The sequence below is a fragment of the Mycolicibacterium diernhoferi genome, from assembly GCF_019456655.1.
GTDB lineage: Bacteria > Actinomycetota > Actinomycetes > Mycobacteriales > Mycobacteriaceae > Mycobacterium > Mycobacterium diernhoferi.
This window is the reverse complement of sequence record NZ_CP080332.1, coordinates 816936-828138: the sequence shown is the minus strand read 5'-3', so window position 1 is coordinate 828138 and position 11203 is coordinate 816936. Positions and strand designations below refer to the sequence as shown.

The 11203-nt window shown below is 66.7% G+C and carries 12 protein-coding genes; 7 read left to right on the top strand and 5 right to left on the bottom strand.

The window, feature by feature from the left end; genetic code table 11:
* Positions 1-5: 5 nt before the first annotated feature.
* On the bottom strand, positions 6-473 hold the full coding sequence (locus tag K0O62_RS03905; protein ID WP_073859631.1) for a LytR C-terminal domain-containing protein: 468 nt from the start codon (positions 471-473) through the stop codon (positions 6-8).
* Between the two features lie 18 nt (positions 474-491).
* On the bottom strand, positions 492-800 hold the full coding sequence (gene napA / locus K0O62_RS03900) for a nucleoid-associated protein NapA (protein WP_019513723.1): 309 nt from the start codon (positions 798-800) through the stop codon (positions 492-494).
* Between the two features lie 127 nt (positions 801-927).
* On the opposite strand from napA, the gene K0O62_RS03895 reads away from it, so the two are divergent.
* From K0O62_RS03895 to K0O62_RS03865, 7 genes are read left to right on the top strand one after another with little or no spacing between them, the layout of a single operon-like run.
* On the top strand, positions 928-1521 hold the full coding sequence (locus K0O62_RS03895; RefSeq protein ID WP_073859632.1) for a peptide deformylase: 594 nt from the start codon (positions 928-930) through the stop codon (positions 1519-1521).
* Between the two features lie 3 nt (positions 1522-1524).
* Positions 1525-2421, top strand: a complete 897-nt coding sequence (locus K0O62_RS03890; RefSeq protein WP_073859647.1) for an N-acetylglutamate synthase, CG3035 family — start codon at positions 1525-1527, stop codon at positions 2419-2421.
* Positions 2414-3814 carry a DUF3375 domain-containing protein gene (locus K0O62_RS03885; protein WP_207551013.1) on the top strand — a complete coding sequence of 467 codons (1401 nt, stop codon included), beginning with the start codon at positions 2414-2416 and terminating at the stop codon, positions 3812-3814. Before K0O62_RS03890 ends, K0O62_RS03885 begins: the two co-directional genes overlap by 8 nt.
* A complete protein-coding gene (locus tag K0O62_RS03880; protein WP_073859634.1) occupies positions 3811-4485 on the top strand; it encodes a DUF4194 domain-containing protein in 675 nt (224 codons plus the stop codon). Before K0O62_RS03885 ends, K0O62_RS03880 begins: the two co-directional genes overlap by 4 nt.
* The gene (locus K0O62_RS03875; RefSeq protein WP_073859635.1) at positions 4482-7820 is read left to right on the top strand and encodes an ATP-binding protein; all 3339 of its coding nucleotides are present in this window, start codon (positions 4482-4484) and stop codon (positions 7818-7820) included. Before K0O62_RS03880 ends, K0O62_RS03875 begins: the two co-directional genes overlap by 4 nt.
* 13 nt (positions 7821-7833) lie before the next feature.
* Positions 7834-8619, top strand: coding sequence for an exodeoxyribonuclease III (locus K0O62_RS03870; RefSeq protein ID WP_073859636.1), 786 nt, complete (start codon positions 7834-7836; stop codon positions 8617-8619).
* A 17-nt stretch (positions 8620-8636) separates the two neighbouring features.
* Positions 8637-9353 (top strand): hypothetical protein, encoded by a 717-nt coding sequence (locus tag K0O62_RS03865; RefSeq protein ID WP_073859637.1) that lies wholly within the window; start codon positions 8637-8639, stop codon positions 9351-9353.
* Here the strand turns inward: K0O62_RS03865 and K0O62_RS03860 are convergent.
* The 3 genes from K0O62_RS03860 to K0O62_RS03850 form a co-directional block, all read right to left on the bottom strand.
* Positions 9340-9918, bottom strand: coding sequence for a class I SAM-dependent methyltransferase (locus K0O62_RS03860; RefSeq protein ID WP_073859638.1), 579 nt, complete (start codon positions 9916-9918; stop codon positions 9340-9342). The two genes, K0O62_RS03865 and K0O62_RS03860, sit on opposite strands and share 14 nt — an antisense overlap.
* A gap of 53 nt (positions 9919-9971) precedes the next feature.
* Complete coding sequence (locus K0O62_RS03855; protein WP_073859639.1) at positions 9972-10289, bottom strand: hypothetical protein; 318 nt, start codon at positions 10287-10289, stop codon at positions 9972-9974.
* Positions 10290-10702: 413 nt separating this feature from the next.
* Positions 10703-10957 carry a hypothetical protein gene (locus tag K0O62_RS03850; RefSeq protein ID WP_073859640.1) on the bottom strand — a complete coding sequence of 85 codons (255 nt, stop codon included), beginning with the start codon at positions 10955-10957 and terminating at the stop codon, positions 10703-10705.
* Positions 10958-11203: the final 246 nt, after the last annotated feature.

Here is an 11203-nt window from a genome sequence, read left to right as displayed (position 1 = left end):
AGAGCCTAGCCGGTGACCACCACGATGACGCCCGGTGGTTGCTCCCCAAGTTCGGGGCGCCGTGGTTCGACCGGCGCGTCCAGCACTCTGCCCACCTCTTCGGCGGCTTCCCGCTCGCCTTCGGCCTCACCGAAGTAGACCGTGGTCACCGGGACGCCTTCCAGGACCAGGTTCCCGGTCTCGGTCACGTTCCAGTCTGCGTCACGCAGTCGGGTGGCCACGTTCTCGGCGGCGCCGGCGACCTCGGAGATGTTGAACACCCGCACCTCGGCCTTCGGCTGCTCCGGTTCCGCAGACGGCTTGGCGCTGGATGTGGCGCTGCTGGTGGTGGTGCTCACCACGGCGGCGTCACTGTCACCTTCGTCGTCGGGGCCCATGTACTGGAGTGCAACCAGCAGGAACACCACGCCGAGGAAGAGCAGCACCATCACCATGGCGCGCAAGGGCAGCCCGGAAGAGTCTCGCTGGTTCATCGGGGCAAGCCTAACGGCTCAGGTGATGTCGAAGCCGAGCCGCCGGGCCGCCTTCGCCTTCTGTCTGCTCGCCCGCACCCTGCGGAGCCGCTTGACCAGCATCGGGTCGGCGGCAAGGGCCTCGGGTCGATCCACCAGCGCGTTGAGCACCTGGTAGTACCGGGTCGCCGACATCGAGAAGAGCTCCTTGATGGCGTCTTCTTTCGACCCCGCGTATTTCCACCACTGGCGTTCGAACGCCAGGATGTCGTGTTCGCGGCGGGTCAGCCCGTCCGCAGGTTCGGAGTCGTCCCCGGATTGGCCGGTCCGCGCGATGGCGCCATCCATATCGCTGTTTGGACCCTTCCGATAACTCGCAAAATGACAGTTGTGTGGTTCGGCGCTCATTCAATCACGCCCCCGGGAATTGAGGCGTGATCGTGACCCGCGCGTCGGCTGACTAAGCTGACCAATCGTGGCTGTCGTACCAATCCGCATCGTGGGAGACCCGGTCCTGCATACCCCGACCACTCCGGTGCCCGTCGGCGCCGACGGTTCCCTGCCGTCCGGCCTGGCCGAACTGATCGCCGACATGTTCGACACGATGGACGCCGCCAACGGTGTCGGGTTGGCGGCCAACCAGATCGGTCGCACCGAGCGCGTCTTCGTCTACGACTGCGCCGAGGACCGCGGCCAGACCGCGCGCCGCCGCGGCGTGGTCATCAACCCGGTACTGGAGACCTCCGAGGTCCCCGAGACCATGCCCGACCCGGACGACGATGACGAGGGATGCCTGTCGGTGCCCGGCGAATCCTTCCCGACCGGTCGAGCGTCCTGGGCGCGGGTCACCGGTCTGGACGCCGACGGCACCCCGATCACGCTGGAGGGCACCGGCCTGTTCGCCCGGATGCTGCAGCACGAAACCCGGCACCTGGACGGATTCACCTACCTCGACAGCCTGATCGGCCGGCATGCCCGCGCCGCGAAGCGGATGATCAAGTCCAACAAGTGGGGTGTGCCCGGACTGAGCTGGCTGCCCGGCGAGGATCCCGACCCCTTCGGCCACTAGAGCATGGCGTCTCTGGGCGCCAGGGTGTCCCTGCGATACCGGATACCCGACGGTCTGAACGACGTCGTCGGGCATCTGGAGGCAACCGACCCCGTGGTGATGGTGCGCACCAAATCCGGTGAGGTCGTCGAGATCGACCCCGCCGATGTGGTGTCGGTGCGTGAGCTCTCGCACACCCCGGTACGCAACTCCGAGATCCGCGCACTCGAGCACGCCGCCGCGCTGGCCTGGCCCGGCACCGAGCAGCACTGGTGCGACGGCTGGCTGCTGCGCGCCGCACACGGTCACACCAGCCGGGCGAATTCCGCCGTGCCGCTGCTGTTCTCGTCCTCGGCGCAGTCCCTGCCCGAGATCATCGACTGGTACGCGGCCCGCGACCTGGAGCCGTGGCTGGCCCTGCCGGAACGGTTGTTGCCGATCAAGGCCCCGGGCATCAAGGCCAACCGGGTGCTGGTCGGTGACCTCTCCCCCGCCGATCCGGGTGCCGCCACGCTCACCTCGGCGCCGTCGCCCGAGTGGCTGCGGATCTATGAACGCGACGTCCCGGTCGACGTCCTCACCGCCGTGCTGGACGGCACCGTGACGTTCGCCGAGCTGCCGGGCGCAGCGACCGGAGATGTCCTGGCGGTCGGGCGCGGCGCGGTGACCACCGCACCCGACGGCGTCCGCTGGCTCGGCGTGTCATGCGTGCGTGTCGCCGAATCCGCGCGGCGCACCGGACTGGCCCGCGCGATCTGCGCGGCACTGCAGTCCTGGGGCGCCGACCAGGGCGCGACCCGCGCCTACGTCCAGGTGCTCGACGACAATACGGCGGCGCTCGAGCTGTACCGGACGCTCGGTTTCCGACTGCACCACCGGCACCGCTATGTCCGCGCAGATAGCCTCGTGCCCCATGCGTGAGTTACTTGAGGCCAACCGTGAGGTGCAGGCTTCGCGCGCACTGCGACTGCTGGCCACCTCGAACCTCGCGGTGTACGCCACCCTGATGGAACGTCATCTGCTCGACGGGTTGGTCGGCGAGACGGACCTGGTGGTCCGGCTGGAGCGCGACCTCGACGCCCTACCCGAGACCGGTGAGCAGTCCGCACTGGCGCTGATCAAGTCGTGGGCCAGCCAGGGCTGGCTGCACCGCGTGGCAAGCGGCGAACGCAATGTCTGCTACCTCACCCAGGACGCGCGCCGCGCCCTGGATTTCGTGCGCGGGATGCGCCGCAACGACACCATCGCCACCGGCGGCTCCATCAACGGCATCGCCTCACGGCTCAAACAGGTCGCCATCCGGGTCGGTGACGACCCGGACCGGATCCGGGCCGGTATCGAAGCCGAGATCGCGGCCCTGCACGCCGAACTCGAGGAACTCGACGCCGGTGCGCGACCCGAACCCGATGTCACCGCCATGTACGACGAGGCCCGCGCCATCGCCCTGCAGATGGAACGCCTGATCACCGATATCGGCCTGTACGGCACCATGATCGAGCAGGCCACCGCCGCCCTGGACGACCCGATCGACACCAATGTGGAGTACCGGGACCGGCAGCGCCAGATGTACGCCGATTACCAGGCCGCCTGGGACTCCGCGGGCCGCGACTCGCACCGGGCGTTCCTGCGGATGATCAACGACCCCGACCAGCGCGCCGAGTTCGAGGCCGACATCGCCACCGTCGCGTCCACCCTGCCCGAACTCGATCCCGCGTTGCGCAAGGTGATGGCCGGGTTCTTCGAACTGGTCGGGCACCAGATCGACGAGGTGGAGCGCATCCAGCAGCGGTGCGCCCAGCGGGTCAAGCGGTTCACCGCGTTCGGCACGCTGGAACAGACCCGCGGGGTGGCCCGCCAGCTCAACGAGGCCATCGGCGCGGCCCGGGCGCTGCTCAAGGAGTCCTTGACCGACTCGCGTCTGGACATCGAGGTGCCGCTGGCCCGGCACGCCATCAGTTCGGTCGGCGCGCTCAGCTTCCGGATCAACGACCTGTCCGCACCCAAGCCCGCCGCGCCGGCCCAGGGCGAGGTGGATCTGTCCACCTTCTCGTCGTTGACCACACAGGTCGACGCGCCCGCCTTGACCCAGATGCTGAACTCGTCTCTGCCGGTGTCACTTCCGGACGCCTTGGCGATGCTGGACGCGGCGTACCTGGGTCATGTGATCGTGCTCTGGTCGTGGGCGCTCAAGCAGCCGAACACCTCGGATGCACCGCCTGTCACGGTCCGATTCCACTCGCTGGACGGCCATGACCGCGAGATGGAGGTTCCGCACCTGATGTTCACCGAACCGATCCTGGAAGGTGCGTCGTGACCACACCGGACTCCGACATCGACTTCACCTCGCTGCCGGACGTGGACCGCACCGGTTCCGGTGGCGGCCACTCGACCCGACCGCGCCGCCCGCGCTTCGACGGCGATGTCAGCGCCATGCCCGACCGGGCCTGTTGGGCCCTGCAGCATCTGCTGACCCGCCGCTACATCAGCAGTGAATCCGACCGCGACGTGTACAGCTGGATCATCGAGTACCGCTCCGACCTGTCGGTCCGGCTCTCCGAACTCGACCTGCAGTTGCGCATCGCCGAGGGCGTGGACATCGCGTACGTGGAGCAGGCCCGGTACGAATCCGCCAAGGGCATCAAGCTGCTGCGGCGCGAGCCACTGGGCACCTACGACTCCATCCTGGCGCTGCATCTGGCCCAGATGATGCGCGCCGGTGGGGATGTCGGCTTCCTCATCACCCGCGACGAGATTCACGGGCTGTTCTCCGGGGTGCTCAACGACACCGACCGCGACACCGTCACCTTCACCGCGCGTATCGACGCGGCGATCGCCCGGCTGGCCGGCCTGGACATCCTGCGCAAGACCCGCGACGACGAGGACAGCTATACCGTCAGCCCGGTGATCACCGCGATCATGACGGCCTCGGTCATCACCGAGCTGCAGCAGCAGTTCGAGCAGCTGTTGAAGGGGAGTTCGGAATGAGTGAGCAGTTCCACCTCTCCCGGCTGCAGGTGATCAACTGGGGTGTCTTCGACGGTTATCACTCGGTGCCCATCAACGCCGGTGGCTCACTGATCGCCGGCGCCTCGGGCAGCGGCAAATCCTCACTGCTGGACGCCATCTCGCTCGGATTCCTGCCCTTCAACCGGCGCAACTTCAACGCCTCCGGCGACAACACCGCGGCCGGGTCGAACGCCGGGCGACGGACCGTGGACAAGTACGTGCGCGGGGCGTGGGGCCAGCGCAGCGACGCCGGCGTCAGCCAGGTGATGTACCTGCGCGGGGACGGCACCACCTGGTCGGCGGTCGCGGTGACCTACACCAGCAACACCGGACGGTCGATCACCGGCCTGGTGCTGAAATGGCTGACCGGAGAATCCCGTTCGGATTCGTCGAGCCGATTCGTACTCGGTGACGGCGATCTCGACATCGAGGAGGTCTGCAACCGTTGGGCCGCCGGGCGCTTCGACACCGGCGTGTTCAAGGACCGCTGGCGGTTCTCCACCAAGGTGGAGTCCCAGTACCTGGCCCAGCTGTACGCGTCGATCGGCATCCGGGCCTCCGAGGCCGCCCAGCAGCTGCTGGGAAAGGCCAAGTCGCTCAAGAGCGTCGGCGGCCTGGAGCAGTTCGTCCGCGATTTCATGCTCGACGAGCCCGACAGCCTGGCCCGGCTGCCCGAGGCACTCAAGCAGATCGATCCGCTGGTCGAGGCCCGCGAACTGCTGGCGGTCGCACAGCGTAAGCGCAAGATCCTCGGTGATATCGAGGCCATCCAGCAGCGCTACGCCTCGGAGTCCTCGGACCTCGGCATCATCGACCTCGTCGACATACAGATGGTCCGTGCCTACACCGACCACGTCCGGCTGCAGCAGTGCCCGGCCGAGGTCGAGAACCTCGACAGCATCATCGACCAGCTGGAGAACGAGTATGGCGACCTGACCCGCCAGCTCAATCTCGCCAAGGCCGAGGGTGATTCGCTCAATGCACAGATCAGCGGCGCGAGCACGAACGTCGGCCCGCTGCAGTCGCAGGTCGCCGCCGCCGAGGCACAGGCCGAGGAGATCGGTCGGCGTCGGGCAGCCTATGAGGAGATGGTGACCGCCCACGGCGTGCCCGTCCCCGACAGCGCCGACGAGTTCTGGAATCTGCGTGAGGATCTGTCCAAGCAGGCCGCCGGGCTGGCGGTGAAGCTGGATCGCGGCCGAGAAGCCTCCACCGACGCCGAGTACGCCCAGAAGGCCGCCCGCATCGCCCGTGACCACGCCGCCAAGGAACTCAAGCGCGTCGAGCACGTCGGTTCGGCGCTGCCCGAATTCGCGGTCACCATGCGCGAACACATCTGTACCGCTGTCGGTGTCGACCCGTCGGCGCTGCCATACGTGGCCGAGCTGATGGACCTGCGCCCCGAAGAGAACCGGTGGCGGGGCGCGGTGGAGAAGGTGCTGCGTTCGGTGGGCCTACGGCTGCTGGTGCCCGACGAGCATTACGCGAAGGTGCTGCGCTTCGTCAACGAAAACAACATGCGTGGCCGGCTGGCTCTGCACCACGTGCGGGTGAATCCGCCGAACCGTGAGCCGGAGCCCAACACGCTGGCCGGCAAGTTGTTCGTGGTCACCCCCGATCATCCCTGCGCGGCGGAGGCACTCGATGTGCTCAGTGCCGCAGGCGATCACATCTGTGTCGACACTCCGGACCTGTTCCCCCGGTTCCGGCGCGCGGTCACCGATACCGGCCTGTACAAGGATTCCGACCGGTTGGCGATCAAGGACGACCGCAGGCCGCTGAAACCGTCCGAGTACATCTATCAGGGTGACATCGGCGCCAAGCTGGACGCACTGACCGCCGAACTCGCCGAGGCCGAGCACACCTTCGAGCAGGCCCGCCAGGCCGCCGACGACATCGCCGCCGAGCGCCAGCAATGGCGCGATCAGGCCGCCGCGTGCAAGGCCATCTGCGAGCGGTTCCCGCAGTGGAGCCAGATCGACACCGAAACCGCCGAGGGGCATGCCGACCGGCTGCGGGAGCAGTTCGAGTTGCTGATGGCCGACAACCCCGATGTGGAGGCGCTCAGCGTCCGCGCCGAGGAGTGCTGGAACGACATCCAGACCCTGATGACCCGGCGCGGCGCCATTGCGACCCGACGCGACGATCTCGACGGTCGACGCACCCGGCTGATGGATCTGCAGGACCGACTGGCACCGCCGGCGGTATCCGATGCCGCCAATGAGTTGCTACGCCGCTACTCCGCCGAGGTGCCGGTGCACCTGGAGCTCCTCAACCCCGAACCGCATCGGGAGGCGTTGTTCGCCGCGGTCCGCCGCGAACGCGACCAACTCACCGAAAGCCGCAGACGCTCTTATGAAGAGCTGGCCCGCATCATCGCGACATTCGACACGACGTTCCCCGACGCCATCCCGAATGACTCCGAGGACTTCGACGAGCGGGTGCACGATTATGTGGCGGTCTGCCGCCACATCGACGAACGCGAGCTCCCCGACGCCTACGAGCGGATGATGCGACTCATCACCGAGCAGGCCCCCGACGCGATCCTGACCCTGCATCGGGTGGCCGAGCAGGAGACCCGCCGGATCGCCGAACAGATCGAACGGGTCAACACCGGCCTGGGCGCGGTGGAGTTCAACCGCGGCACCCGGTTGACGCTGCGGGCGACGCCGCGCAGTCTGGCCGCGGTGTCCGAGCTCACCGATATCGTCAGGTCCATCTCCCGGCGCATCGCCGAGGTGGGTCTGGGCGACAAGAAGGCGATCCTGGAGCAGTACGCCGACATCCTGCGACTGCGTAATCGGTTGGCCGGCAATACTCCCGAGGACCGGGCCTGGACCCGCGACGCGCTGGACGTCCGCAACCGGTTCACCTTCGACTGCGCCGAATGGGATGTGCGCAACGATGAACTGATCCGCACGCACAGCAACGCCGGCGACAATTCCGGTGGCGAGCAGGAGAAGTTGATGGCGTTCTGCCTGGCCGGCGCGCTGAGCTTCAACCTGGCCAACCCCGACAGCGGGGACAACAAGCCCGTTTTCGCACAGCTCATGCTCGACGAGGCGTTCTCGAAGTCCGATCCGCAGTTCGCCTCGCAGGCCTTGCAGGCGTTCCGCAAGTTCGGTTTTCAGCTCGTCATCGTGGCCACCGTGCAGAACGCCACCACCATCCAGCCCTACATCGACGGGGTCGTGATGGTGTCCAAGACCGAGGCCACCGGGCGCAACGCGCGACCGGTCGCGTCGGTCACCACCAAGACCATCAGCGACTTCACCGCGCTGAAGCGGGACCTGAAGATCCCCGAACCCGTCTAGCGAGGAGAAACCGATGCGCATCGCCACCTGGAACGTCAACTCCATTCGCACCCGCGTGGACCGGGTGACCGATTGGCTGGCCCGCGCCGACGTCGACGTGCTTGCCATGCAGGAAACCAAGTGCACCGACGCCCAGTTCCCGACGATGCCGTTCGCCGCGCTGGGCTACGAGATCGCGCACATCGGGCTCAACCAGTGGAACGGCGTGGCGATCGCCTCCCGGGTCGGGTTGGAGAACGTCGAGATCGGATTCGACGGCCAACCCGAGTGGCAGGCACTGCGGGAGGCCCGGGCCATCGGCGCGACCTGCGGCGGGGTCCGGGTGTGGAGCCTGTATGTCCCCAACGGCCGCACCCTGGCCGATCCGCACTACCCGTACAAGTTGGATTGGCTTGGCGCCCTGCACAACACGGCATCCAAGTGGATCGCCGACGACCCGTCCCTGCCGGTCGCCCTGGTCGGCGACTGGAACATCGCCCCCACCGACGAGGATGTCTGGGACATGGCTGTTTTCGAAGGCTCCACGCACGTCTCGGAACCGGAGCGTGCGGCCTTCCGGGCGATGATCGACGCCGGTTACACCGATGTGGTGCGTCCGTTCACGCCGGGGCCGGGGGTGTACACGTACTGGGACTACACCCAGTTGCGGTTCCCGAAGAAGCAGGGCATGCGCATCGACTTCATCCTCGGGTCGGCAGCCTTCGCCGACCGCGTCACCCACGGTGAGATCGTCCGCGAGGAACGAAAAGGCAAGAGCCCCAGCGACCATGTCCCCGTGTTGGTGGATCTGGCCCCTTAGCGGTAATACTGTTCGCCATGGGGGTTCTCGATTTGCCGAAAGCAGATCTGCACGACGCCGAGGTCGCTGCGGCGCTGAGTCGGGCTGTGGTGCTGGCCGATCTGATTCTCGATGCACTGGTGGAGTTCGACCCGTTCGGGTTGCGCGGGCGCACGCACGATGTCGAGGGCGGTGACGGCGCGCTGGACAAGGCGTTGGATGTGACTGCTTCCGTGCTGGACTGGGCGGATGTGCCGGGTACGCAGGCCTGGGAGGGCAAGGATCGCAAGTCCCGGATCAACTGGTGGGTGCGCCGGGTGGGAGCGTTGAACAACGTCGCGGTGGCCTTTCCCGGTGCCTTCGGCATCATCGCGCGTCAGCTTCCGCTGCAGGATGCGCTCGGCTTCGCCAATCAGACGCTGATCCTGTGCGCGGTGGCGCGCGAGTACGAGTTGACCGACCATCAGGCGCAGGTCCGCATGCTGGCCGCGGTGCTGTGTGACCGCGACATCCCCGATCCTCCACCGCCGCCGTCCGACCGCCCATGGCCGGATGCACTGGTGAAGAAACTGTGGCACCTCGCCGGAATCATGAATGCGATCGGCGACGAGGTCGGCAAGCGGCCGCATCCGCACAGTGTCTTCCGTTATGTCGGAATGCTGCCGGCCGTCGGCGCGGTCGCCGCGTATCTGGGCGAGTTCGGCGCCTTGCACCGCGCGGCCAAGGCCGGCGAGAAGTGGATCAAGCGGGCTTGAGCCCGACCGTGATCGTATCGGCGACCGGGGTCCAGAAGCTACGACGCACTCGATGCTGGTCCTCGACGCGGAAGCCGGCCGTTTCGAAGAGCTTTCGCGTCTCGCGCGGCGCGGGGATCACGGTGGTGACCGTGACGATACCGCCGGGCGCCAGGACCCGATGAAACTCCTCCAGCGCCGCGGGCTGATCGAAGAAGTGGAAGGCCGAGGTGGTCACCACCGCATCGAGGAAGCCGTCCGCGAACGGCAGTTCCTCGGCGGCGGCTGACTTCCAGCGCACCCGGTCCGAACGGCGCCGGGCCCGGGCCAGCATGCCGTCGGACATGTCGAGGCCGTAGACCTCGTCGGGACGCAACTCCTGCTGGATGCGGTCGGTGAGGATGCCGGTACCGCAGGCCACGTCGGCGATCTGGGTGGCGCCGTGCCGGCGCAGTGCGGCGATCACCTCGTCCTGGGCCGGCTGGTACACCAGCCGCTGCAGGCAGCCCTGGTCGTAGGCCGGGGCGGCGAAACTCCAGAACTTCGCGATCGCGTCGTTGATGGCCGTGCGCTGCGTCGTCGTCACCGAGCCGAGTGTAGGCGCGAGCCGAGATGATGACCCGCTCGGTCGAGGGACGTTTAATCGCCAACCCGGCGGGGACGATCCCGGTCCGCTCCGCGCGGCCCCATGGAACCGCCGTAGTTGCTCTCCCACCTATCGGCGCCGGTGAACTTGATGTTGCCGATCGGCAGCTTGATCACGTCATTGGTGAAGTCCCACGGGCTGGGGTTGGTGTTATGCCAGCCGATGATCTTTCCGTCGGCGTCTTTGACCGGCTTGACGTGCGGGCTCGGGTTGTCGATCAGTTCGAAGGGGGCGGCCTGCGCAGCCCCCGCCCCGAAGAGAGCACCGGCAGCAAGCGCGCCGCCGATCAGTACGCCCACGAACTTCATCATTTGCTATATCCCCTCAAGCACGGTCAGTTTCTCGGCCGACCATACATGAGACCGGGGCGCCGCCACCCGTCAAATACCGTGGCTGAGCCCATTTTCGGCCGCGACATTTTCTCATTCAAGAGTAATCTGTGATTCGGCAACTGGTTTACGGTGACGCACACGTTAATTTGCTATGGGAGAAATTGCGCTCGCAAAACTCAGCACGCCTAACAACAGCACCGGACCAGCGCAAAGAGGACGAAGTATTGACGCCCACGTCACCAAGGCCTGCACGCACAGAATTGTTCCCAGAGCAAACGCTTGGCAGACGGTGCCCAAAAATTGACGTCCGCGGAAATGCGGCACGCGCACTGCACCAAACCCCCCAGCAGGTGCAGCGCGCGTGCGCGGTATGCGTCGGTAGCGCCGGCTACCTAACCGCTCGGATTACCGTGTTGCCGCGGACCGGAGCGGTCGGCGCCCCTGGGCCCCTTGACCCCCCGGTAATTCTGGCCCCACTCGTCCGCCCCGATGAACTTGATGCTGCCCAAGAAGGGCAGCTTGATCACGTCGCCGGTGTAATCCCACGGGCTCGGATTGTTCGGGATGTCGGCCTGAGCCGGCGCGGCACCCAGGATGGCCCCAGCCGCCAGCGCTCCGACAATCGCGCCCGAGAGACATCTCTTCATTTGCTAAACCCCCACTGCTTGGTGAATCCCCGCGCCAACTGTACAAGGTGTCGCGCCGCAAAGCACGCATATTTTTCCAGGTCATCGCGGCAACGCTCGCCGCTGGAGGTCGCTTCAAGATCAACCCGTTCAACGCGCAACTGAACGATCTTGAAATTTGCTGCGATGGTAGTTGAGAAAAGAAATATCAGAGCCACTAGGCACGGGATCCGACCTGGATCGATCCGTCGCGGAACGTCCCGATGT

Excerpts from the sequence above, each read along its gene's own strand:
- K0O62_RS03865 (WP_073859637.1), top strand. The coding sequence starts at position 8,637 with ATGGGGGTTCTCGATTTGCCGAAAGCAGATCTGCACGACGCCGAGGTC.
- K0O62_RS03855 (WP_073859639.1), bottom strand. The coding sequence starts at position 10,289 with ATGATGAAGTTCGTGGGCGTACTGATCGGCGGCGCGCTTGCTGCCGGT.
- K0O62_RS03870 (WP_073859636.1), top strand. The coding sequence starts at position 7,834 with ATGCGCATCGCCACCTGGAACGTCAACTCCATTCGCACCCGCGTGGAC.
- K0O62_RS03850 (WP_073859640.1), bottom strand. The coding sequence starts at position 10,957 with ATGAAGAGATGTCTCTCGGGCGCGATTGTCGGAGCGCTGGCGGCTGGG.
- K0O62_RS03875 (WP_073859635.1), top strand. The coding sequence starts at position 4,482 with ATGAGTGAGCAGTTCCACCTCTCCCGGCTGCAGGTGATCAACTGGGGT.
- K0O62_RS03905 (WP_073859631.1), bottom strand. The coding sequence starts at position 473 with ATGAACCAGCGAGACTCTTCCGGGCTGCCCTTGCGCGCCATGGTGATG.
- K0O62_RS03890 (WP_073859647.1), top strand. The coding sequence starts at position 1,525 with ATGGCGTCTCTGGGCGCCAGGGTGTCCCTGCGATACCGGATACCCGAC.
- napA (WP_019513723.1), bottom strand. The coding sequence starts at position 800 with ATGGATGGCGCCATCGCGCGGACCGGCCAATCCGGGGACGACTCCGAA.
- K0O62_RS03885 (WP_207551013.1), top strand. The coding sequence starts at position 2,414 with ATGCGTGAGTTACTTGAGGCCAACCGTGAGGTGCAGGCTTCGCGCGCA.